This window comes from Acidobacteriota bacterium (assembly GCA_016716715.1).
GTDB lineage: Bacteria > Acidobacteriota > Thermoanaerobaculia > UBA5066 > UBA5066 > Fen-183.
The window spans coordinates 176,431-198,736 of record JADJVE010000001.1 but is presented as its reverse complement, the minus strand read 5'-3'; the positions used below and the strand labels follow the sequence as shown (position 1 = coordinate 198,736).

At 71.0% G+C, this 22,306-nt stretch carries 15 protein-coding genes; 7 read left to right on the top strand and 8 right to left on the bottom strand.

Going from position 1 to position 22,306, the window contains the following annotated elements; genetic code table 11:
* Window positions 1–4: 4 nt before the first annotated feature.
* The 7 genes from IPL89_00925 to IPL89_00895 all read right to left on the bottom strand — a co-directional run bounded on the left by IPL89_00925 (window position 5) and on the right by IPL89_00895 (window position 10,819).
* Complete coding sequence (locus IPL89_00925; GenBank protein ID MBK9061761.1) at window positions 5–1,333, bottom strand: alpha/beta hydrolase; 1,329 nt, start codon at window positions 1,331–1,333, stop codon at window positions 5–7.
* 85 nt (window positions 1,334–1,418) lie between these two features.
* Window positions 1,419–4,439, bottom strand: coding sequence for a TonB-dependent receptor (locus IPL89_00920; GenBank protein MBK9061760.1), 3,021 nt, complete (start codon window positions 4,437–4,439; stop codon window positions 1,419–1,421).
* A 179-nt stretch (window positions 4,440–4,618) separates the two neighbouring features.
* Entirely contained in the window at window positions 4,619–5,398 is a 780-nt protein-coding gene (locus IPL89_00915) for a response regulator transcription factor (GenBank protein ID MBK9061759.1), read from the bottom strand.
* Window positions 5,398–6,000, bottom strand: coding sequence for a Mov34/MPN/PAD-1 family protein (locus tag IPL89_00910; protein MBK9061758.1), 603 nt, complete (start codon window positions 5,998–6,000; stop codon window positions 5,398–5,400). Before IPL89_00910 ends, IPL89_00915 begins: the two co-directional genes overlap by 1 nt.
* A 101-nt stretch (window positions 6,001–6,101) precedes the next feature.
* Window positions 6,102–7,229, bottom strand: coding sequence for a histidine kinase (locus IPL89_00905; protein ID MBK9061757.1), 1,128 nt, complete (start codon window positions 7,227–7,229; stop codon window positions 6,102–6,104).
* A 67-nt stretch (window positions 7,230–7,296) separates the two neighbouring features.
* The gene (locus IPL89_00900) at window positions 7,297–10,257 is read right to left on the bottom strand and encodes a TonB-dependent receptor (protein ID MBK9061756.1); all 2,961 of its coding nucleotides are present in this window, start codon (window positions 10,255–10,257) and stop codon (window positions 7,297–7,299) included.
* Between the two features lie 181 nt (window positions 10,258–10,438).
* On the bottom strand, window positions 10,439–10,819 hold the full coding sequence (locus tag IPL89_00895) for a n-acetylglutamate synthase (GenBank protein MBK9061755.1): 381 nt from the start codon (window positions 10,817–10,819) through the stop codon (window positions 10,439–10,441).
* Between the two features lie 84 nt (window positions 10,820–10,903).
* Here IPL89_00895 and IPL89_00890 point away from each other — a divergent pair, with 84 nt between their 5' ends.
* From IPL89_00890 to dinB, 4 genes are all read left to right on the top strand, one after another.
* Entirely contained in the window at window positions 10,904–11,929 is a 1,026-nt protein-coding gene (locus IPL89_00890; GenBank protein ID MBK9061754.1) for an alpha/beta fold hydrolase, read from the top strand.
* The gene (locus IPL89_00885; protein ID MBK9061753.1) at window positions 11,929–13,167 is read left to right on the top strand and encodes a cytosine permease; all 1,239 of its coding nucleotides are present in this window, start codon (window positions 11,929–11,931) and stop codon (window positions 13,165–13,167) included. The genes IPL89_00890 and IPL89_00885 overlap by 1 nt, the downstream gene beginning before the upstream one ends.
* Window positions 13,168–13,205: 38 nt before the next feature.
* A complete protein-coding gene (locus tag IPL89_00880; GenBank protein ID MBK9061752.1) occupies window positions 13,206–15,041 on the top strand; it encodes a tetratricopeptide repeat protein in 1,836 nt (611 codons plus the stop codon).
* Window positions 15,042–15,103: 62 nt separating this feature from the next.
* Window positions 15,104–16,150, top strand: coding sequence for a DNA polymerase IV (gene dinB / locus IPL89_00875; protein ID MBK9061751.1), 1,047 nt, complete (start codon window positions 15,104–15,106; stop codon window positions 16,148–16,150).
* On the opposite strand, the gene IPL89_00870 is transcribed toward dinB, so the two are convergent.
* Complete coding sequence (locus IPL89_00870) at window positions 16,147–17,466, bottom strand: NAD(P)/FAD-dependent oxidoreductase (protein MBK9061750.1); 1,320 nt, start codon at window positions 17,464–17,466, stop codon at window positions 16,147–16,149. The genes dinB and IPL89_00870 overlap by 4 nt on opposite strands.
* A 53-nt stretch (window positions 17,467–17,519) precedes the next feature.
* Between IPL89_00870 and IPL89_00865 the strand changes: the two genes are divergently transcribed.
* Genes IPL89_00865 through IPL89_00855 form a run of 3 tightly spaced genes read left to right on the top strand, consistent with a single transcriptional unit; the run spans window position 17,520 to window position 22,263 of the window.
* The gene (locus IPL89_00865; GenBank protein MBK9061749.1) at window positions 17,520–19,604 is read left to right on the top strand and encodes a hypothetical protein; all 2,085 of its coding nucleotides are present in this window, start codon (window positions 17,520–17,522) and stop codon (window positions 19,602–19,604) included.
* Complete coding sequence (locus IPL89_00860) at window positions 19,601–21,322, top strand: TIGR03663 family protein (protein ID MBK9061748.1); 1,722 nt, start codon at window positions 19,601–19,603, stop codon at window positions 21,320–21,322. Before IPL89_00865 ends, IPL89_00860 begins: the two co-directional genes overlap by 4 nt.
* Before the next feature lie 2 nt (window positions 21,323–21,324).
* Window positions 21,325–22,263 (top strand): glycosyltransferase family 2 protein, encoded by a 939-nt coding sequence (locus tag IPL89_00855; protein MBK9061747.1) that lies wholly within the window; start codon window positions 21,325–21,327, stop codon window positions 22,261–22,263.
* Window positions 22,264–22,306 lie beyond the last annotated feature (43 nt).

Here is a 22,306-nt window from a genome sequence, read left to right as displayed (position 1 = left end):
CGATTCAGGGCCCGGAGACGCGCGTGAAGGAGAACGTGACGACCGGCAGCACGAAGCCGGGCGGAGGCGCCGGGCCGCCGCGCAGCTCCTCGGTGCCCGCCAGGACGCCGTCCGGACTCAGGCGCCCGCGAGAAGCGCAGACTCCGCCGCCGCGGTTCTCGCGCTCCCATTCGATTCCGTCGGCCGTGACCCTCACCGCGGAAAGGCCGAACCGGAAGTCGCCCCCGTCCATTGCGACCCCGTGCGCGACACAGGACCCCGACAGGCGGCCGTCCGCGAAGGTGAACGTCAGGGTTTCCCGGACCGGACGGCCGGGCTCGGTGCGAAGCGTGCCCGTCCACGTCCCGACGAACGGCGCGGCCGCCTCCGCGGCGATCGGGGGTACGGCCGGTGCGGCCGAGGCTTTGGCCGCCCGCGCCGCGCGCGCCGCGATCCGCTCCTCGACCTCGGCGCGCGCCGCCGCCGGCACGGCGATCGCGAACCCGAGCTCCCGCGAGAGCGCGGCGTACTGCGCCTCGAGAGCGGCGGCCGTCGCCGCCTCCGCATCGCGCCGGTAAGCCGGCGGGTAATCGGAGAAGAGCGCGCGCAGACCCTCGTAGATCCCGCGGTAGGCGAGCGTCTCGTGGCTCTCGCCCTCCACGGCGACGCGCCGGAAGCGCACGCCGGGGAGCCTTGGATCCGCCGGGCCGCCGTCGCCGCCCGGGCTCTCCACGAGGACGAGCCGCGCGCGCGCGTCGGGGTGGCCGCGGAAGAAGGCCTCGAGCCGGCGCGCGACGGCGCCTCCGTCCCACCAGAGGGCGGGGTCGAGAAGAACGTATCCCTGAAAGAGGGCCGGCCGCGACACGAGCGCGTGGACCGCGAAGAGGCCACCGAGCGAGTGCCCGACGAGGACCCGGTAGGGCTGCACGGGATAGCGGCTCTCGACGAGGGGAATGACCTCTTCCGCGAGATGCGCGAGGAGCGCGTCCGCGCCTCCCGGGCGCGGCACGCCGGGCACGGGGCCGGAAACGGCCGGCGCCGGCGTGAGCTCGTGGCCGCGGTCCGCATGCCGGATTCCGACGACGATCGCGTCCGGCATCGAGAGGTGCGCCGCGAGAAAGCCCGCCGCCGCCGCCGCCGGCAGGAACCCCTCTCCTGCGTCCAGGACGTAAACGACCGGAAAGCGGGTGGGACCGCCGGGACGGGGTTCCGGCACGCGGACGACGACCTCTCGCGCGCCGCCCATCGCGGCGGAGGGAACGCGGAGGATCTGGCCCGGCGCGAACGGCGTCGCAGGCGTGGGCGGAGGAAGCTTCGTCGACGCGAGAACGAGCGCGAGCGCGGCAAACGTCATGCGGCATTCTCGGCGACGGCGGAAAAATGAAAAAGCGGGGCCGGCCCCCGGCCGGCCCCGTGATTCAGGAGGTCGTGGGCCCGTTTCAGAACGACAGGCGCGCGCCCACGCGCACGACCGTCGGCGTCTGCCAGTTGATGTCCTTTCCGTACGTCGGGTTCGAGGCGCACGCCGCGTTCGAAAGGCTCGCGTTCTGCGCCGTGCATCCCGGCTGTCCGATGCCGCTCCGCGGGTCGTTCCCGGCGAGGCCGCTCGTGTTGTTGAAGAGCTCCTCGCGGCTCGTCACGCCCTGGCGGTTGATCAGGTTGAAAACGTCCAGGAGCGGCGTGACCGTGAGTCCTCCGAAGCGGAAACCGTACTCGAGGTGCAGGTCCGCCTCGAACGTGGACGGCAGGTCGCCCGCCGAGCCGCGCGGCACGAGATAGCCCTCCTGGTTGTAGCCGGCGCCGCACGCCGTGACGTCCAGCGCGCAGCCACGGATCGAGTACGGCCGCCCCGTCGCGAAGTGCGCGTTCGCGCCCACCGTCAGGCCGAACGGAAAGGCGTAGTAGCCGGACATCTTGACCTGGTGGGCGCGGTCGTTGCGAAGCCGCCCGTACGCGTTCACGAGAAGGCCGGGGTAGTCGAAGTCGGCGTTGATGTTCGGGTCGGCCTGGCCGCCCTCTCGGGTCTGGGAGAGGTTTCCGGAGTAGTTGCCCTCGAGCTGCGAGTAGAGGTAGCTCGCGAGGAGGTAGAAGTTGTTCGAGAAGCGGTGCGAGGCCGTGACCTCGAGCCCGCGGAAGTAGCGGCGGGCCTCCGTCGAGTCGCAAGGGGCGCTCGCGACGAGGTTGCCCGCCGCGTCCGTCGAGCCGTTCGGATAGCAGCGCGGGTCGCTCGGGTCCTTGATCGCGCCCAGCGAATCGCCCTGCCCCGGGTTGATGAGCGCGCACGTCGCCGGGCTCGCGGGGTTGAAATAGCCCGCGAGGTCCGGGTTGATCGCGAGGTCGCAGCGGTCCTCGACCACGCGCCCGAGCGCCCGGTAGATGCCCTTGACGCCGATCGCCCAGTTCTTCGCGACCTCGTACTCGAAGCCGAGGATGACCTCGTCCTGATACATGCCCTTGAGACCGTTCTGGGTCAGCTCGCCGCCCTGCACGACCGGGCCGCCGAGGAACAGGTCGACGGGATTCGGCGTCGAGCTCGAGTTGCGCGTGATGATGATGTACTCGTTGCCGAGCGCGCGCGTCTGGATGTCCTGCGGGATGACCTCGTAGAAACGCCCGGCGTTGGCGTAGACCTTCGAGCGGCCGTTGTTCATGAAGTCCCACACGATGCCGAGGCGCGGGGCCCATTCGTCCGTGACCTTGACGAGCGTCGTCCCCGTGTAGTCCTTCAGGGACTGCTGCTCGTAGCGGAGGCCGGCGTTGATCGTGAGGTTCTTCAGGGGCTTGAACGAGTCCTGGACGAAGAGGGCCGCGTTGTCCGTGATCGGGTTGTTGTCGACCGTCGGGGCGATCGAGTAGCCCGTGCAGTTCGGAAACGCCGCCGGACCCGTCGGGTCGATCTTCCCGACGCAGTTCGCGCCGGAAAGGGGCGTCTGCGCGAAGTAGCGGTGCTGGTAGTTGTTCAGCGCGCCACCGGCGGTCAGGCGCGTGCGAATGCGGTCCGTGCCGCCGTAGGACTCCGTGAAGTCGGAGTTGAGGTGCTCCCAGTCGATCCCGGCCTTGATCTCGTGGCTGCCCGCGAAGACGGAGCCGGCGAGCTTGTAGACGTAACGCTGGTACTTCTCGTTGAGGAGGAGGATCGGGCCGGAGCCCGGCAGCGCCTCCGTCGAGAACCCGGCCTGCTGGACCTCGCGATAGGGGCTCCCGGCGACCGGGCTCGAGTCGTCCCGCTTCTCCGTGTGATATCCGATCTGGCCCTGCAGGAGGAACGCCGTGCCGAGAATCCCGTCGTACCTCAGCGATCCGTCCGTGCCGCCGACGTTGCGGTCCACGACGAACGCCCCGCTGTCGCCGATCATGTTCGGGATCTGCGTGAGGTCGTACCGCCCGTGGAACGTGCCGGGGTCGCCGAACACCGAGACGGCGATCGTCTGCGACTCGCCGAGGCGGAGCGTGAATTTTCCCGAGTAGAGGTTGTTGCGGTTCGTGTCCGTGTCCGACGTCGAAATCGTTCCTCCCGCGCCGGTCCGGATCTGGGACAGGGTCCGCGTGTAGTCCTGGTCCTGGGTCACGCGGTCGAACGCCCCGAAGAACCAGAGGCGGTCCTTCACGAAGTAGCCGCCGAGGTCCGCGCCGAAGTCGACGCGCGTCGGCGTCTCGTACTGCCCCTGGTTCGCCGCGGCGCGTTCCGTCGTCCGCTTGTCGCTCGCGGCCAGGGACGACCCGTCGTAGTAGCCGAACGCGTCGCCGTGGAACTCGTTGCCGCCCGATTTCGTGACGACGTTGATCGTCCCGCCGAGGACGCGGCCGTACTCGGCCTCGTAGCCGCCGGTCTTGACCTCGACCTCCTGGACGAACTCGTTGTTGAGCGACTTCGCCTGCGTGCCCGTCTTGACGCCCGTCGTGTTGACGCCGTCGATGATGTAGGCGTTCTCGAGGCCGGTCGCGCCGTAGATCGTGATGTTGCCCGTGACGTCCGTGCCCGTCCCGGAGACCGTGTTCGCGATCGAGACGAAGTTCCGCCCGATCGGCAGGCGCTGCATCGTCTCGAGCGTCGCGTTCGTCCCGATCGTCGTCCGCGTCGTGTCGATCGCGGGCGCTTCGGCCGTGACGACGAGGCTCTCCTTCACGGAGACGGCGAGCTGCAGGGCAGCCGTCGTGGTGGCGCCGAGCGAAACCTTCAGGCCCGTGCGCTCGGCCGACGTGAATCCGGGGAGCTTCGCGGTCACCGCGTAAACACCCGGCGCGAGGGCCGGGAAGCGGTACCGGCCGGCCCCGTCCGTCGTCGCCGTGCGGGCCCCCTGCAGGCTCGGCGACCTCAGCTCGACGGTCGCGCCGGGCAGAGGGCCTCCGTTCTGGTCGGAGACGGTCCCGTCCAGATCGCCCGTCGTCTGCGCAAACGCGGAGCCTGCGGCACACGCCGCAAGCAGAAGGAACAACGCGACGCGACATCGATGACGCATGAACTCCTCCCGTGGACCGGCAAAGGGCCGAATCCTGCGGGGCAGCGTGCGTCCGCGCCGGTGCTCTCACATCCTGTTTGGGACGGGCGGGAGACGCGCGGGGGCGAGCTCGCGCGGGACCGGGACCGCCGCGCCCCGCATTCAAGACTTTGGTGCGGGCGCCGTCCTCTCGCCGCGCGTCACGCCGGCAGCGCTCGCCCGCGCAGCTCGTCCAGCTTCTCGCGGTACGTCGCGCTCATGGTGAGCTGCCGGTCGTCCCGGAGGATCACGACGTAGTCGCCGTGGAACCAGGGCTGGAGCTCCTTGATCCGCTCGATGTTCACCATCGTCGAGCGGTGAATCCGGATGAAGCGCTCCGGGTCCAGCTTCGCCTCGAGGCCGTTCATCGTCTCGCGCAGGAGGTGGGACTCGGCGCCGACGTGAAGCCGCACGTAGTTGCCCGCCGCCTCGACCCAGTCGATGTCGGCCGTGCGCAGGAAGTACAGGCGCCCGCCGGACTTGATCATGATCCGCTTGAGATAGCTCTTCTGGGGGCGGATCTCCTCGAGGAGCGCGACGAGCTGCCCGGAGATGTCGGTCGATTTCTCGCGCGTGATCTGGGCGCGCGCGTGCGCGAGCGCCTTCTGGAGTCGCTCGCGGCCAAAGGGCTTCAGGATGTAGTCGACGGCGCGCACGTCGAACGCCCGCAGCGCGTAATGGTCGTAAGCCGTCACGAAGACGATGGCGGGGATGCGGTCCGCTCCGACGCTCTCGAGGATGCGGAATCCGTCGAGATTCGGGACCTGGACGTCGAGGAACACGAGGTCCGGCTTGAGCTCCTCGATGGCGACGACGGCCTGGCAGCCGTCGCCGCACTCCCCGACGACCTCGACGCCCGGCTCGTCCGCGAGAAGCGTGCGGAGCCGCTCACGGGCGAGAGGCTCGTCGTCGACGATGAGCGTGCGGACGTTCGGGCGCATTACTCCGTGATACGCAGCGGAAGCGCCGCGGTTTCCAGGGCCGCGGGCGGCGCCGCGGAGGCCCGCGCGACCCTGACCGAGTCGCTTTCGCGGCAGGACCCGGCGGTTTCGCACCCGGCCCACCAGGTTTCGTCCCCGATCCGCGTGACGGTTCCGTCGGGCTCGACCTTCCAGATCCCCCTCCGGGAAACCGTATAGACGGCGATCCCGAGCCGGGTCGCCGTCGCGCGGTCCGTGACGGACGGCCGCGGGTCCACCACCGCGGGATGCGTGTGGACGATCGCCACGGCCTCGCCGGGCGTCGGCCCCAGCCATCGCGACTCCAGGTACCTGCGGTCCCAGGGCCAGTCCCGCCACGCCACGCCCGACGGGGCCCGCACGACCCACGCGGCACGCTCGGAACGGTCGCCGCCAAACCCTCCGGCTTTCCAGAGCCGGAACGCCTCGCCGCGCAACCCGGTCTCGAGGACGGACTCCACTTCCGCGGGCGCGCCGCGGCGAATGGCGGCTTCGAGTTCCAACCTGCCGGTGACGCTGGGCGCGGCAACCGCCAACGCGCTCCACCCGGCGAGTGCGGCGGCGGCGAGGCGGGAGCGTGTCATCGCTCCCGAATCTCGGTCTCGATCTCGGCCGCGTCACGGGAGCGGGGACCGCGGCCACGCGGCGCGGGACGGCGGCGGGCAGGCGCGGGAGGAACGCGCGGCTAGAAGCCGTACGCGGCGGGCGCCTCGCCCGGGTCGCCCTCGGCGGCCGGCAGCTCGACGACGAGCGGGAACGCGAGCGCGACCGCGAACCCTCCCCCGGCGACGTTCGCGTAGGACAGCGAGAAGTCGTCGCCGAAGAGGTGGCGGAGGCGCTCGCGCGTGTTCGTGAGGCCGATCCCCTCGACGACGGGCGCGGGTCCGAGCCCCGGCCCGTCGTCCGCCACGCGCAGGAGAAGGCGGCCGCCCTCGCGCGTCGCGCCCACCTCGAGACGGCCGGCGTTCGCGTCGCGCGCGATTCCGTGGCGGATCGCGTTCTCGACGAGGGGCTGCAGGAGCAGGTTCGGCACGCGCGCGTCGAGGACGTCCGAGCGGATGCGAAAGTGCGTCGAGAGGCGGTCCCCGAACCGCGTCTTCTCGATGGCGAGGTACCGCTCGAGGAAGTCGAGCTCCTCGCGGAGCGTCACCTCCACCCGCCCCGTGCTGCGGAGCGTGAGCCGCAGGAACTCGGCCAGCTGGAGGACCATGCTTTCGGCCGCTTCGGGCTTTGGCTTCAGGAGCGCCGCGATCGCGTTGAGCGTGTTGAAGAGGAAATGCGGCTGGAGCTGCATCTTCAGCGCGCCGAGCTCGGCGCTCACGAGCTGCGTCTGGAGCCGCGACGCCGCGAGCTCGCGGTCGCGGTACTTCGCGTAGGTCTCGGCGGCCCACGCGAGGGCGACGAGGGCCGCGTAGGTCAGGACGTTCGCGTGAAAATTCAGGCGGAAGAAGCTCCCGAGCGCCCACGAGAGGGTGCTCGTGCCGCCCGAATGGACCACCGCGTAGAGGAGCGCTCCCGCGACGAGGAGCTGGATCACCGAGAGGGCGACGCTGGCCCCCGCGTGCACCGCGAGGTTCCTCTTCCAGCGTGAGCGCTCCAGCGGGAAGCGCCGCGCGAGACCGAGGATCGCGGGCGTCAGGAGCGCCCAGAGCCAGTAGAAGGGCACGTTGATGAGGAGCGCGCGGCCGAAGGAGATCTCGCGGCCCCCGGACGTGATCGGGTAGAGAAAGTAGAGCTGACTCGCGAAGAAGACGCCGGCGGCCGTCCAGACGCCGAAGATGAAGGCGGCTTTCTTCCCGCGGGCGAGGGTCATGGGGACGGATACGCACCGGCCGGGGCCGGGGTTGCCGGCCGGTGCGTCGAACTCCGGCGTCGAGGGCTCAGAACCTCACGCCGGCCGCGAGCGTGAAGGTGCGGGGAAGCTGGTAGTCGAGGTTGTTTCGGGCGCGGCCGAACGTCGAGCTGTAGTCCCAGTTCGTTCCCTGGGCCGGCGCAGACGTGAAGGGATTGAACTTCTGGTAGCCGCCGGGGACGTTCACGGCCGTGCGGACGGTCGTGCTGACGCCCACGAGGCCTTGGCGGTTCAGGACGTTCAGCACCTGTGGCTGGATGAAGATCTCCACGGCGTTTGCGATCCGCGTGGAGAAGTTCAGGGAAAGGTCCGTGCGGAGGATCGTATCCGTGCGGAACGCGTCGCGCGCGGTGAAGTAGTAGTTCACGGAGGTCGGCGGGGTGACGTAGGCCGGCGCGTTCGTGACGTAGTTGCGCGTATCGACGAGGCCGACGGCGCCGAACGGAACGCCCGTGTCGATGGATTGGATCGCGCTGACGTTCAGCGAACCCACCTTCGCCGGGACGAAGGGCAGGGTGTACGACGCGTAGAGCTTCACGCGGTGGCGCTCGTCCGTCGCGAGCGAGCCATACGGGTTGTTCCAGGCCGGATTCTTGTACTCGGGGTACGTGTCGCCGGCGTTGGGGACGGGGCCCGACGCGGCGGTCTCGCCGTTCAGGTTGCCGAGCGTGTGGGACCAGGTCCAGTTGACGCCGCCGTTGAAGCCGCCGTTGCGGTAGGAAAGGCTCGTATGGAGCCCCGTGTAATTGCGCTCCACGGTGTCGGCGTTGTTCACGTAGCCGATGTCGAACCTGTTGCCGAATTCGTCAACGCCCGTTCCCGTCGCGCCGTTGATCACGTTGTTGTAGAAGTCGCGGCCCTCACGCCGCACGAGGTCGACCCGGTAGGCGAACGAGGACCCCACGTTGCCGGCGACCGTCGCGGCGTACTCGATCGTGGACGGCGAGGACAGGGAACCCTGGATGAGCGTCGTGAGGCCGGGGATGTTCGCGTAGGCGAGCGGGAGCCGGCACGTCGTGAGGTCCGGGCATCCCTGCGCGAAGAACCAGTTGAAGACCTGCTGAAGCGCCTGAGCGCGCGTCACGAGCGGCCCGCCGCTCCCGGGCGTGTTGATCGGCGTCGCGCCGGGACCGTCGTAGTACCAGATGAACGTCGAGGGCGAGCCTCCGTCCGACGAGGAGTCCACGAGGCTGTCCTGGATCGCGCCGACGTACTTCGCGTAGCTCGCGCCGACGCGAAGCGTGCCCTTGCCGGTCACGTCGAACGACGCCGCGAGGCGCGGGCTGACGGCGCTGTCGTCAGCGCGAACGACGCCGTTGCTGTCCGCGGCGTGGTTCTTGTCCCAGCGCACGCCGAGGTTCACCGAGAGCCGGTCGTTCAGGCGCCAGGAGTCATTGAGGAATACGGAGTGCGTGAGGGCGTCCGTGCCCTTGGAGAGGTTCGTGATCGGCGTGTAGTAGATGTAGGAGCTCGGCCCGATCACAGGGTAGATGTCGCCGTTCGCGAAGATCGTCGACGTCGTGAAGAGGCGGTAGTTGCTGCCGGACTGGTAGTTGTTTGCCTTGCGCTGCCCGGCGAAGTTGTCGTAGCCGGCGACGATGTTGTGCGAGCCGAGAGACCCGGTCGAGAGGAACCACGTGCCCTTGATGAGGTAATCGCGGTTGTCGCGCGACTCCGGGTCGCACACGCCGCAGAACGTGGGCGCGTTGTACCGGGCGTTGCCGCGCGACTGGTCGCGCATGAGGGTGCCCTGGATCAGGTCCTTGTACGGAGAGCCCGAGTTCTCGAACGAGAACTTCCGGCGCGAATAGAGGCCCTCGACGAAGAACGAGTTCGACAGGACGCCGTTGTAGTTGACGGTCAGGATCTCCTGCGGAAGCTGTCGCGCCGGCACGAGACTCAGGAGATCCATGATCGTCCCGAAGGACGAGTTCGTCTGCTCCTCGTCCACGCGCAGGTAGTTGCCGGTCAGCGTGTGATTCGAGACGGGCGTGAGCGTGAGCTTGGCCTGGTAGCGCTTCTCCGTGTCCCCGATCGGGAAGGAGACGTTCGAGAAGCTCGTCTGGCCCGAGGCTGTCTGGTCGAAGTACCGGCCGGACCCGAAGAACCACACGTGGTCCTTCCAGATGGGCCCGCCGAGCGTCGCCTCGTACTGGGGATTCACCTTCTGCGGCGTCGCCTCGTTCGCGGGCGTCGTCGCCGACCACGCGGCGTTCGTAAACGTCGTCCGGAACGAGCCCGAGAAGGCGTTGCCGCCCGACTTCGTGACGGTGTTCACGACGCCGCCCGTGAATCGGCCGAACTCGGCGGACACGGACGAGGTGGACGTCGTGGTCTCGGCGATCGCGTCCTCGATGAAGAGGTTGTTGGGCGTGCCGCGGATGTTGTCCGTCACGACGGCGCCGTCCACCGTGAAGAGGTTGTCGAAGGACTGGCCGCCGGAGATCGTCACGACGGGATTGACGCCATTCCCGAGGCGGTCGCTCGAGCCCGGACCGTTCGTGTTCACGCCCGCCGCGAGCGAGACCGTCGACAGGAGCGACCGCGTGACCGGGAGCTGGTCCGTGAGCTCCTTCGTGAACGTCTGCGCCGCCTGCGGCGTCGAGGTCGCGACCGTCTCCGACTTCGCGACGACGGTCGCGGCCGCCTCGACGCCCGCGAGCGCGAGCACGACGTCGAGCCGCGCCTCCTGCCCGACCGTGAGCGGCTGCGCGCGCGACTCGTTCCTGAAGCCCTGCAACGCAAACGACACCGTGTACGCGCCGGGCGGCAGACCGGGGAACACGAAGTCGCCGTTCGCGGACGTCGAGGCCGTGCGGGCGCCCTGCAGGGTGCCTGATTTCACCGTCACGAGGACGCCGGGAAGGCCCTGCCCCTCGTTCGTGACGCGACCCCGAAGCGTCGCGGTCGTCACGCTCTGGGCGAGCCCGGCCACGGCGGAAAGGAGAAGAGCGAGGGAGAGTAAGACGCGAAGTCCGGTTCGGCGCATGCACAACCTCCTTGGCGACGCGACGGCCCGTGGATACGGGACTCGCGCCTCGAATCACCAAGGTGGGGCGACCCGTGGAATCTTTCGACGGCTCAGGGACAGGCGCCCGCGGGCGGTGTCCGGCGTCGCGTCTCCGGGGACGGATCCGGCCGGCGGCGGGCGGGTCCTGGATCCCGGAGCGTCATCCGACCGCGCCGGAACGGCGAGGGCGCCGCCGCGTAATCTCCTCCGTCAGCGAGCGGCCGGCACCCTCGGCCCCCTCCGTCCAGACCCACCGCTCGTGGAGGCGGTACCGCCCGTCCGGGAGGACTTCCGTTCGCGCCCGGCACCGGCCCGCGCGGAAGTCGCCGTTTTTGTTCAGATGCTGGTAGACCATCTCGAGGCGTCCGTCCGCGGCCGCGCGGGCGAGCAGCGTTCCGAACGAGACGTCGCCGCCGTGATAGGTCGCCCAGACGACGGCGCCCTTCTGCCGGTAGTGAAAGACGGTCTCGGAGCCGGACTCGCCGTCGGCGGAATTGCGGACCGTCCGGAAGCGCCGACCGTCGAAGTCGACGTCGCTCATGCCCCCGACAATAGAATCCCCGCTCCGCGGACGGCGCACGACGGGGACGAACGCGGGATTCGGCGGGACGAAAGGCTCGGCTCGATGGACGGGAGAAACGGCACCGGCTTCTCGCCCGCGTGGGGGCTACGAGGCGCGCACGTCCAGACGGTCTGGGGGCGGCTCGCCCGCTCCCGGCGGCAGGTGCCGCTCCGCCGCGAAGCGCTCACGGCGCCCGACGGCGACACGCTGTTCCTCGATCACGCAGACGCGCCCGTCCCGGACGGCGCGCCGCCGCTCGTGATCCTCCACGGGCTCGAAGGCAGCTCGCACTCCGTCTACGCGCAGGGCCTCCTCGCGCTCGGTGTCGCCGCGGGGCTCAGGGCCTCGGTCCTGAACTTCCGCTTCTGCGCACGCGACCTCCTAGACCTCTCGAAGACGCTCCCGAACGGGCGGCCGCGGCTCTACCACTCCGGCGAGACGACGGATTTCGACTTCGTCCTCCGGACGCTCGCCGCGCGCCACGGGCGGCCCGTCCTCGCGGCGGGCGTGTCGCTCGGCGGAAACGTCGTCCTCAAGTGGCTCGGCGAGCACCCCGGCGAGCGCCTCGTCGCCGCGGCGGCGACGCTCTCGGTCCCGTACGACCTCGCCGCCGGCGACCGCCACATGGCGTCCTTCCCGTCCGCGCTCTACGTGCGCGCGTTCGTGAAGACGCTCGTGCCGAAGGCCGAGTCGATCGTGAGGCGCTTCCCCGAGGCCGCGGCCCGGCTCGACCTCCCGCGCGCGGCGCGCGCGTGGACGTTCCGCGAGTTCGACGACGCGGCGACGGCCCCGCTGCACGGATTCGCGGGCGCCGACGACTACTACACCCGCTCGAGTTCCCTCCGCGTCCTCGGGACGATCGACGTGCCGACACTCTGCCTCTCGGCCCTCGACGATCCGTTCGTGCCGCCGGAGTCCGTCGACGCCGCGCGCGCCGCGGCATCCCCCTCGGTCCGCTTCCTCGTCACGGAGCGCGGCGGCCACGCGGGCTGGGTGGCCGCGCGCGGGCTCCGCCCCGTCTACTGGGGAGAAGAGGAGGCCATTTCCTTTCTCGCGCGGCAGTCCGGCGCGGTTAGTCTCGGCAGCTGATGCAGGCCGCCGACCTCGGGCCCGTCCCCGAAGCCGAGAAGACGCAGTCGCCCGTCGACCTCTTCCTCATCATCGCGGGCGCGAACCTCGTCGCGACGACGCTCCAGACGGGCGCGAGCCTCGCGCCCGCGTTCGGCCTCGGGCAGGCCGCGCTCCTCGCGGGCGGCGGCATCGTCCTCGGCACCGCGCTCGTCGCCGCGCTCACGCCTCTCGGGCCGCGTCTCGGCGTCCCGTCCGTCATCGCCTGCCGCGCGGCGCTCGGCCTGCGCGGCGGGGCGCTCGTCTCGCTCATCCTCTACGTCACGAACTTCGCATGGATCGCCGTGAACAACGTGATCGCGGCCTCCGCGTGCGCGCGGCTCGCCGGAGGGCCGGCGAGCGTGAAGTTCTGGGCGCTCGGGCTCGGCCTCCTCGCGACGGCTGTCGTCGCGGGCGGACCGCGGGCGGTCGGCCACGCGGACCGCGTCGCCGTGCCCCTCCTCCTCGTCGTCGGCGGCATCCTGACGTTCGCGTTTCTGCGCCTCCCGGCGGCCGTCACGGCGGCGCCCGGCAACGGCTCGATGACGGCGGTGCGGGGCCTCGATGTCGTGATCGGTTACCAGGTCTCGTGGCTCCTCGTCTTCGGCGACTACCCGCGCTACACGCGCTCGCCGGGGAAGGCCGCGGCCGCCGTGTTCCTCGGCCTCGCGGCGACGAGCCTGTGGTTCGTGCCGCTCGGTTTCGTCGCGGCGCGCGCCGCGGGCTCGACGAACCCCGGCGCGATGATCGCGGCCGCGGGGCTCGGCGGCCTCGGCGCCCTCCTCCTCGCCCTCGCGACGCTCACGACGAACTTCGTGAACATCTACATGTCGGCGCTGGCGTGGAAGAGCCTCGTCCCGGCTGCGAACGACCGCGCGTCCGTCTGGACGATCGGCGTCGTCGGCGCGCTTCTCTCGCTCTTCTCGGGCTGGCTCGATCGCTACGCGGACTTCATGCTGCTGCTCGGCGGCCTCCTCGTGCCCGTGGGCGGCGTCCTGCTCGCGCACTTCTTCCTGCTCCGGATGCCCGTCTCCGTTCCGGAGCTGTACGACGAGAAGGGGCCTGCCAGCCGCCACGGCGGCTTCGCGATCCCCGGGATGTGCGGCTGGGCCGCGGGCGCGGCCGCGTACTTCCTCGCCGGGTCGACGGGCGGAACGCTGCCCGCGCTCGCGACGGCGCTCGTCGTCACGTGGGGGCTCGAGCGATGGATCGAGCCGTAGGAGGCCGCCGGGCCTGGATCGCTCTCCTTCCGGCGTTGGTGGCGATCATTGTCTTCTACGGGGCCACGCTGCGCGGCGGGTTCGTCTACGACGACACGCGCCAGATCGTCCGGAATCCGCTCGTCCAGGATCCAGGCCTCCTCGGAAGAGCCCTTGTCTCCGACGTCTGGGCGTTCAAGGGCGGCGGCGAGGCCGTGAGCGACTACTGGCGGCCCACGTTCGTCCTCTGGATCGCGGCAAACGCGCGCCTCTTCGGCCTCGGGAGCACGACGGGCTGGCACGCGGCGAACATCCTCCTCCACGCCGGCGTCACGGCCCTCGGGTTCGCGCTCCTCCGCCGCTGGGGCCTCTCCCCCCTTCTCGCGGGCGCGGTCGCGCTCCTGTTTGCGGTCCACCCCGCGCACGCCGAGTCCGTGGCGTGGATCTCCGGGGCGCCGGATCTCCTCATGAGCCTGGCCCTGCTCGCGACGCTCTGGTTCGCCGACGCGCTCCCGGAGCGCGCGACCGCGGGGACCTGGGCCGCGGCGCTCTTCTCGTTCGCGCTCGGCCTCGGCGCCAAGGAGGCCTCGTTCCTCTTTCCCGTGGTCGTGTTCGTCGCGCTTCGCCGTCCTCGCGGCGGGCGGAAGAGCGCGCCCACCGCGTGGCGCGCCGCCGTCCTCGCCTCGCCGTTTCTCCTCCTGTCCGGTCTCTTCTTCCTCTCACGCTGGGGGGTCATCGGCCGGCTGTCGCGCCCCGTTCTCGGGGGCGCGACGTTTGCGGACGCCGTTCTCACGGCCCCCGCCGCGCTCTTCTTCTACCTGCGCCAGACGCTCGTCCCCCTCCTGGTCGGGCCCTCCTACCCGCTGCGCGCCGTGACGCCCGCGACCGTCTCCTTCGGGAACTTCTGGGCGCCCCTTCTCGCGGTGGCCGCGGCCGGGTTCGTTCTCGCGCGCCTGGCAAAGAGGACGAGTACGGGAGCCGCCGGCCTCGCGCTCTGCGTCGTTCCCCTCCTTCCCGCTCTCTCGATCCAGGCGTTCGCGCCCGAGTTTGTCGTGCACGACCGGTATCTCTACCTGCCGCTTCTCGGGTTCCTCCTCGTCCTGTGGCCCGCGTTCGCCGCGGACGGCCCGCTCGCGACGCCGGCCGGCGGGCGGCGGGAGCGGATCCTCTTCGGCGCCGCGGCCGCGGGCTCTCTCGTGCTGGGCGTCCAGACCCTCCGCGCGGCTTCGGCCTATGCGTCGAATCTCGCGTTCACGGAGGCAGCCGTGCGGAGCGACCCGACCTCCGCACCGAACTGGGACTTCCGGGCCGACGCGCTCGTCGCGGCAGGCCGCCTTCCCGAGGCGGCCGACGCGTTCAGCCGCGCGCTCTCGATCCAGCCGCTCGCGACATCCGTCGTCGGCCGTTCGCGGCTCTTCATCGAGACCGGCCGGTTCGCCGAGGCCGAGCGCGACCTCGTCGCTCTCGTCGACGGGCGCGCGCTGCCCGCGTCGCCCTACGTGACGTACCAGGCCTTCGAGTCCCTCGCCATCTGCTACGAGCGCCAGAAGCGCTGGGACGAAGCGGTCCGCGTCCTCGAGACGGGAATCGCCCGCCTCCCGTTCTCGCGCGCCGCCCTCACCGAGAAGCTCGCGGTCGTTCTCTATCAGGCAGGGCGCAAGGACCGGGCGCTCGCGGAGCTGGAAGGCGTGCGGACGCGGGCCGCCGAGGAGCTCCTCCCCGAGGCGAAGGCCGTCCTGTTCCGCCTCGGGCTTCTCTATGCCGAGGCGGGCCGCAATTCCGACGCCCGCCTCGCGCTTGCGGACTTCCTCGCGCAGACGACCGCGTTCGGAGACGCCGGAACGCTCCGCGACCGCGAGACCGCCGCGCGCGTCCTCGCGCAGCTTCCGCGCTGAGCGGCCGGGCGCGCAGAATCGGCCGCGTGGCCGCGCCTCCCCGCCGCATCCTCCACCTCGACATGGACGCCTTCTACACGTCCGTCGAGCAGCGCGACGATCCCGCGCTCAAGGGCCGTCCCGTCGCCGTGGGCGGGGACCCGAAGGGGCGCGGCGTCGTCGCGGCTGCGAGCTACGAGGCCCGCAAGTTCGGCGTCCGCTCCGCGATCCCGATGGCGCGCGCGGTGCGCCTCTGCCCGCAGCTCGTGATCGTGAAGCCCGACTTCCGGAAGTACTCCGCCGTGTCGAAGGAGATCTTCGCCCTCTACCGCGCGGTCACGCCGCTCGTCGAGCCGCTCTCCCTCGACGAGGCTTACCTCGACGTCACGGAGAACGCGTGGGGCGAGTCGCTCGGGATGCAGGTGGCGAAACGGCTCAAGGCGCAGGTCCGGGAGACGACGCGCCTGACGGTCTCCGCCGGCGTCGCGCCGAACAAGTTCCTCGCGAAGATCGCCTCGGGCTGGAAGAAGCCGGACGGCCTCACCGTGATCGCGCCGGAGCGCATGGAGGCGTTTCTCGCGAAGCTTCCCGTGGACGCGCTCTGGGGCGTCGGGCCGAAGACGGCCGAGCGGCTGAGGGCCATCGGCTGCGCGAAGCTCGTGGACGTGCGCGCGGCGGACCCCGCCGCGCTCCGCCGCGTCGTCGGCAGCTGGGCCGAGTCGCTCGTCCGGCTCGCGCACGGCGACGACGCCCGTCCCGTCGTACCCGACCGGACCCGGAAGTCCGTCAGCACGGAGGACACGTTCCGCGAGGACCTAGCCGACCTCCGGGAGATGCGGACGATCGTCGAGTCGATGGCGCGGCACGACGCCTCGTTCCTCGCCGAAAAGCGGCTCCTCGCGCGCACGGTCACGCTCAAGGTGCGGTACGCGGACTTCACGACCGTCACGCGCAGCGACAGCGCGCGGCCGACGCGCGACGCCGACGAGCTCGCGGCGCGGGCGGCGGCGCTGCTCGACCGGACGGAAGCGGGAGCGCGGCCCGTGCGCCTCCTCGGCGTGGGCGTCCACGGCCTCGTCTCGCCGGGCGCTCCGGGCCCGGACGGCCAGCTGCCGCTCTGGTCCGACTAGCCGCGCAGCTTCTTCAGGATGGCGTCCGCCGCGTCGCGCCCGATGCGCACGGCGTAGTTCTGGCCGCGGTCCTCCGGGTAGATCTGCGCCATGCACGCGGACCACAGCCCGGGCACGGGTGTCTCGAGCGGCGGCAGGAGCTTCGAGTAGCCCGGCACGACGATGGGCTGAGCGTACTCGGCGCGCCCGATCTGCTTCTTCAGGATCCAGCTCTCGTCAAAGGCGGGGTTGATGCGCTTGAGCGCAGGGAGGTACTCGGCCCAGAGCGCCGCGTCCGGGCTTTTCCACTTCGGGTCGTCCGGGAGGACGTAGTTCGAGATGTAGACGACGTGCCGGCCCCCGTATTCCTCCTTCGGGATGAAGTTCGTGTGCTCGATGACGCCGCCGAACGGCATCGACGCGTCGCCGACGTTCAGCCAGTAATAGGGCGACAGCGAGCGGTCGAGCTCGAGGATCGGGCAGAGCGCGTGACAGTAGGAGATCGCGCTCCACGTCTTCCGCACGTCCTCCGGGAGGTCCGGCGCGAGCCGGAGGAGCTCGGGGATCGCGACCGTCGAGAGGACGAGGTCGAACGTCTCGGTCCCGCCCGCGAACTCCACGTCGAAGCCGCCGCCAGTTTTCTTCACGATCTTCACGGGGCGCGACGTCCGCACGTCCCCGCCGCGCGCCTTGACGCGCTCGAGCACGGCGGCGACGCCGCGCCCGAACGAGCCCTTCAGGTATCCGAGGCGTTCGCCGAGCCCGGTCTTGTCGCGCGAGCGCGTGCGGAGCGCGATCTTTCCCCAGAGCCACACGAGCCCGACGTCCTCGGCGCGCCGCCCGTACTTCTGGAAGAGCAGCGGGCCCCACACGGCGTCGAGCGCGCGGGAGTACCCGCTGCGGCGCATCCAACCGATCGCGGTGTCGCCCTCGAGGCTCTGCCAGTCCTTGCTCTGCCGGAGCTTCAGCGTCGAGAGGACGAACTGGAGCCGCCCCATGATCCCGAGCGGCGCGAACGAGAGAAGCGACGCGGGTGTGCCGAAGTCCCAGAGCTTCCCGCCCGCGAAGAACCCCATCCGGGACTTCAGCCACATGAGGTCCGCGCCGAGGCCGAACTCCTCGGCGAAGGACACGTAGTCGACGTCGCTCGTGAAGAGGTGGTGGTAGTAGCGCTCGAGGGCCGTCCCGCCCACTTCGACGACGCCGACGAGCCCGCCGGCCTCGGGGAACTTCTCGAAGACCGTCACGGGGAGACCCGCTCCGAGGAGGCGGTCCGCCGCGACGAGCCCCGCGAGGCCTCCGCCGATCACGGCGACACGAGGAGAAGCGGCGCTCACGGGCCCAGTCTAGCCCGGCGCGGACCGCGCTTTGTGTTACCTTGATTCGTTCCGTGACGGCCCTGTCCGCGTTCCTCTTCGCCTCGGTTCTTCTCCTGGCGAGCGCGTCGGGAATGGCCCTGCTCGCCCGCCTGTTCCGGGGCGACGCGGCGGACGACGGGACGGCCGAGACCGTCTTCGCGTTTTCTCTCCCCGTCGGCCTCGTGGCGGCCGCCCTGCCCGGCTGGCTCGTCTCGGGGTTCCTGCCGGCCACCCCGATCCGCTCCCTCGCGCTGCCCCTCGCGGGCCTCGCGCTCGTGGCGCTGCTCCTCTGGGGCGGGCGGGACCTCGCGGGCGTCCTCGTGCGCGGCCGCGCGCTCGTCCTTCCGGCCGCCCTCTTCCTCGCGGTCTTCGCCGTCTTCCTGTGGCTCCGGGCGCCGTACGGCGAGATCCGCCAGACCGAGAAGCCGATGGACTTCGCCGTCCTCTCCGGCCTCATGGCGACGCCGCGCCTGCCGTTCCTGGACCCGTGGCTCTCCGGCTCGCGCTTCCCCTACTACCACTTCGGGACGTACCTCTTCGCGCTGCCGGCGCGAGCGGCGCGCGTGCCGTCGGAGTACGCGTACAACCTGATCGCGGCGCTCCTGCCCGCGATCGCCGCCCTCGCGGCCTACGGGGCCGTCCGGACGCGCGGAGGCGGGCGGCGCCTCGCGCTGCTCGCGGGCTCGGTCCTCGTCCTCGGCGGGACGTTCGACGGCGCGCGGCAAGCCCTCGGCGACAAGCCGCTCCAGGACCTCGACTGGTGGGTGTCCTCGCGGCGCGTCGAGAACGCGATCACGGAATGGCCGCTCTTCACGTTCCGCCTCGGGGACCTCCACCCCCACGCCGTCACGTTCCCGTTCTTCCTCGCGTTCGCGGGCCTCGCCGGCAGAGTGGGGACGGCGTCGGGCACGCTCCTCGACGGCGTCCTCCTCGCCGCCGTCCTCTCGGCGAATCCCTGGGACCTCCCCGCGTGCCTTCTCGTTCTCGCCGCCGGCAACCTCGCCGCCCGTCCGTTCCGTGCGGCCGTCTTACGGAGCGTCTTCTCGGCCCTTCTCGCCGTCCCGTTCCTCCTTCCGTTCCTCCGGTCGCCGCGGCCGGCGTTGCACGGCCTGACGTTCTGGAAGGAAGCGACGACCGCGGGAGAGGCGTTCCTCCACTTCGGCGTCCTCGCCGTCGTCCCCGCGCTCGCGTTCGGCGTCGCGCTCGTGCGTTCGCAGTCGCGGGAGGACCGCGCGCTCGTCGCCGCGACCGCGTTTCCCGCGCTCGGCCTCGCGCTCGCCGTCCTGACGAAGCGGCCCGTTTTCGGCCTCGCGGCGGGACTCGCGGCCGGGGTCCTCTGGCTGCTCTTCCGGGAGCCCGCCGCGGACGAGGCGCCCGCCCCGACGGGCGCGCTGCGAGCGGGGTTCCTCTACGCGGCCGCGGGCGCCGTCCTTGCCTCGGTGCCGGACGTCGTCCTCGTCTCGGACTCGTATGGCGATCAGATGCGCCGGATGAACACCGTCTTCAAGACGTTCATGGGCGCGTGGCCTCTCCTCGTCATCGGCGGCGCGCTCCTCCTGCCGCTCGCGCTTTCGACGCGCCGCGCCCGCACCTTCATCCGCGCGGCCCTCCTCGTCGCGGCCGGCGGCCTCCTCGCGCACCCGCTCGCGGCCGCCGTCCTCCGGTGGAAGTGGACGGGCCCGGTCGACGGCCTGAACGGCCTCGCGTGGATGGCGCGCGAGGCCCCGGGCGACCGCGCGGCCGTCGAGTGGCTGCGAACGCACGCCGTCGAGGGCGCCGTCCTCGCGGAGGCGACGGGCAATGCCTACTCGGACTACAGCCGCATCGGCGGCGCGGCGGGGCTGCCGATCGTCCTCGGCTGGGACAACCACGAGAGCCTCTGGCGCGGCGGCGGCGCGGTCCCCGAGCTCGAGGGACGCCGCCGGGACCTGCGGCTCCTCTACACCTCCGAGGATGCCGACGCCGTGTTCGCGACGCTCCACCGCTACAACGTCCGCTACGTCGTGGTCGGCTCGTTCGAGAAGAAGGACTTCGGCGTGAACGCCTTCCCGCTTCGCGCGAACTTCCGGCGCGCCTTCGAAACGAAGGGCACCGCCGTTTACGAGATCCTGAAATGACGGCCGCGACCGCGCCCGCCGCGCCGCCGCTCTCGGCGTTCGAGAAGAGGGCCTGGATCGGCCTGATCGCCCTCTCGCTGTTCCTGCACCTCGCCCGTCTCGGAACGCACGCGTTCCACCACGACGAGTCGATCCACGCGTACGCGTCGGTGCGGCTCCTCAAGGAAGGCGCCTACAAGTACGACCCGATCTACCACGGACCCGTGCAGTACTTCGCCGTCACGGCCGTGTTCGCGGTTTCGTCGGTGGTCGGCAAGGCGGTCGGAGTCCTGACCGGGTTCGCAGCGGCCAAGACGTGGGACGGAACGTCCGACTTCACGGCCCGTCTCGCCCCCGCGCTGGCGGGCGTCGCCCTCACCGCGATGGCCTTCCTCCTGCGCCGGCGGTTCGGCGGGCGCGCCGCGTTCGCGGCGGGAGCGCTTTGCGCGCTTTCGCCGAACCTCCTCTACTACACGCGCTTCTGCCGCGACGACGCCTGGAGCCTCCTCGGAACCGCGGGGCTCTTCCTGTGGCTCGACGAGTACCTCGCGACGCGGCGCGTCCGGGACCTCGCGGTCGCGGGCCTCTGGGCGGCCGTGGCGTTTGCCTCCAAGGAGAACTTCTACGTTCTCCTCGCGCTCATGGTCCCGTCCGTCGCGGCCGCGTGGTTGGAGCCCGGGCGCGGCCTCGACGTCTGGAACCGTCTCAGGCGCCTCATCGACTGGTTCGAGGAGAACGCGACGGCCGTCGTGGGCGCGCTCCTTCTCTTCTTCGTCACGTCCGAGGTCCTCTACACGGTCTTCCTCGTCCACCCGGAGTCGGGCAACCCCGCGTTCGACGCGATCTCGTACTGGTGGGGCCAGCACAAGATGGAGCGCGTCGGCGGGCCGAAGACGTTCTACCTCCCGCGCCTCCTCCAGTACGAGTTCGCGATCCTGCTCCCCGCGCTCGCGTACATCGTGCTGCGCTGGCGGAAGCTCTCCTTCGCCGAGCGCTTCGTCGCGGGCTGGGCCCTGTCCTCGGTCGCGATGTACGCGTATCTCGGCGAGAAGGCCGGCTGGCTTCTCGTGCACCAGGTCCTCCCGTTCCTCCCGCTCGCGGGCGCCGCGTGGGCGCTCCTCGCGGAGAAGGGCGCCGGGTGGCGGCTCGCCGGCGCCGCGACCGCGTTCGCCTCGGTGGCGACGGCGCTCACGCTCTCGTTCGTCTACCCCGACCTCTCCCCGAACTCGCGGAAGGCCGAGTCCACGATCCAGGTGCAGACGTGTCCCGAAGTGCTCGGGATCGTCGACGAGATCCTCCGCTCCGGCCGCGCCGGCGAGGTGCCGGCCGCGATCGTCTCGGGCGAGGCCGGCTGGCCGCTGAGCTGGTACGTCCGGCCGGCGCCCGTGAACTGGCAGCCGCCGACGGGCGAGATGCACCCGCCGATCGTCGTCTGCGACGACGCCGACGCCGACAAGCAGGCGCAGATCCTCGGCCCCGGCTACGCGCGCGACCACGTGCCGTTCCGCGCCTGGTGGATTCCCGACACCGCGCTCTCGCCGCTGCGCCCGAGCCCGGGCCAGCTCCTGCGCTACCTCTTCACGCGCGACGCGTGGGATCGCCAGGACGGCAACAACCCGATCGGCGCCGTGTGGGTCACCGTATTCCGCCGGCAGTACCCGGCGGGTTCGCCTCCGCCCGCGCCGCCTCCTCCGCCGCCGCAGGAGTCGCCGGCCGCCGAGCCGAAGGCTCCGTCCTGACGATGAGCGCGCCCGAGATCTCCGTCGCCCTGCCCGTCTTCAACGAGGCCGACAACCTCGACGAGCTGAAGGACCGCCTCGTGAAGGCGCTCGACGCCGTGGGCCGGACGTGGGAGATCGTCTTCGTCGACGACGGCAGCCAGGACGGCTCGTTCGAGAAGATGGCGGCGTTTGCGCGCGTGGACCGCCGCATCCGCGCCCTCCGCTTCTCGCGCAACTTCGGCCACCAGATGGCGCTCACGGCGGGCGTCGACGCGGCGCGCGGGCGCGTCGTCGCCGTGATGGACGCCGACCTGCAGGACCCGCCCGAGCTCCTCGTCGACATGCTGAAGAGGATCGACGAGGGGTACGAGGTCGTCTACGCGCAGCGCACGAAGCGCGAGGGCGAGAGCGCCTTCAAGCTCTGGACCGCCCACGTCTTCTACCGGCTCCTCAAGCGCTGGACGAACGTGGACATCCCCGTCGACGTCGGCGACTTCCGCCTCATGGGGCCGAAGGCCGTCGCCGCGTTCCGGAGGCTGCGCGAGCGGCACCGGTTCATCCGCGGGATGACGGCCTGGGTCGGCTTCCGCCAGATCGGTGTTGGGTACGTGCGCCCGCCGCGGACCCGCGGCGAGACGAAGTTCCCGCTGCGCAAGATGCTCCGCTTCGCGCTCGACGGCCTCACGTCCTTCAGCCACGTCCCGCTCCAGCTCGCGACGTGGCTCGGCTTTCTCGTGTCGGGCTTCGCGTTCCTCTACATCCTCGTCGTCGTCGCGCTCAAGGTGCTCGGGATCAACGAGCGCGGCTGGACGACGCTGATGGGGTGGATCCTCCTCCTCGGCGGCGTCCAGCTCCTCATGATCGGCGTCCTCGGCGAATACCTCGGCCGCATCTACGACGAGGTGAAGGGCCGGCCGCTCTACCTCGTGGCGGAAGAGGTCGGGGGGGACGAGGCCTGACAGGGAATCTCCCGCGGGGGACATCTGTTCTAACCTTTCCAGG